Origin of the sequence: Desulfovibrio sp. 1188_IL3213 (assembly GCF_036763145.1) — a bacterium.
Classification (GTDB): domain Bacteria; phylum Desulfobacterota; class Desulfovibrionia; order Desulfovibrionales; family Desulfovibrionaceae; genus Desulfovibrio.
Genome location: NZ_JBAIYR010000569.1, coordinates 1 through 1,220, shown reverse-complemented (window position 1 = coordinate 1,220; position 1,220 = coordinate 1). Strand labels below are relative to the sequence as shown.

Annotated in this window: 1 protein-coding gene and 1 pseudogene; both read right to left on the bottom strand. The window is 56.1% G+C overall.

Translation table 11 applies throughout. The features are described 5' to 3' along the window. A pseudogene (locus V6C16_RS13650) lies at positions 1 to 264 on the bottom strand (MBOAT family O-acyltransferase); the annotation flags it as partial. Positions 265 to 482: 218 nt separating this feature from the next. Next, the gene (locus V6C16_RS13645; protein ID WP_333534958.1) at positions 483 to 770 is read right to left on the bottom strand and encodes an integration host factor subunit alpha; all 288 of its coding nucleotides are present in this window, start codon (positions 768 to 770) and stop codon (positions 483 to 485) included. Positions 771 to 1,220: the final 450 nt, after the last annotated feature.

The window sequence follows — 1,220 nt, the reverse complement described above, 5'->3', positions numbered from 1 at the left end:
CGCCGCGCATGCTTCGTCGCCTGCGCCGGGGTTGGTCGTTGCCGGGGCTTCCGGCGCGGCCAGAGCCAGGGCAAAGGCATAGTTCATAATCAATATGCCTATCAGAAGCAGCAGAAAGGGCAGTCCCCAGAGGGCATAAAACACGGTGGAAAAGAGCAGCAGAACCATACTCAGCCGGGCGGAACCGAAGCCCGCCGACAGCCGCCAGCACAGCAGCAGAAGAGGCAGAAACAGAAAGAGAAAGGAATAGGAATTGAACAGCATGCGCAGCCTCCCCCCGGAACGCGGGCCTTCGGAAGCCCCGGCGCTAAAAGACCGGAGATCCACGGTAGCAGAGGCCCGCTACGGCAGTCGCTGGACATAAAAAAGCACTGGGCGAGAAATGCTGCCCGTGCAACGGCTGGCCGGAAAAAGGAACGCAAGAGCCTCCGCTACGGTGTCCAGCGGATGTCCGCCGTGAAGGCGCAGGCGTTACGGCGCGGCTAGGGATTCAGTTCTGAGCGGAATTTCCGCGACAGACGGAAGACCATAACTTTGCGCGGGGGCAGGGTAATGGTTTCATCTGTCTTGGGATTGCGCCCCTTGCGTGACGCTTTGTCATAGCATTCAAACTTGCCGAAACCGCTGATCAGCAGAGCACGGTCCTTTTTAATGGCCGCTTTCATGATGTCCAGCAGTTTTTCAACCACGTTTTTCACATCAACGCGGTTTTTGTCGGTTTCTTCGTAGATGGCCTCCACGATATCCGCTTTGGTCAGAGTTTTCTTCATTGTGAGTTCTCCGGCGCGTGTTGTGGCGCTGGTATGTCTGTCACAAACATGTTCCTGACAGGTATGGCCAAATGGTAAACAAAGGCTTGCTTCACATGAAGGGCACTTTTGTGTAAAATACACGCAACTAACGGGCAGAGCAAGATTTTTCTTAAAAATTGCCTTCTTGCCGAAATAATGGCCGCAGTGCGCGCCGCACATGGCTTCACAGGCATCGAGTATATATGAAAACGGTATCTGCCCGAATTTTTTCTTTAACCCTGCCCTGGTTTCTGCCTCCGGCACAGGTTGGCGCGCTTGTGCCGATTTTTCTTCCTTTCAGGGGTTGCCCTGTGCGTTGCGTCTTTTGTGCGCAGGATGTGCAGACGGGTTTTGTATCCGCGGCCTGTCCGCCCGAGTCTGCACCCGGTGCTGCCTCTGGCGCTGCGCCAGCCCCCCCCACTGCCGAGG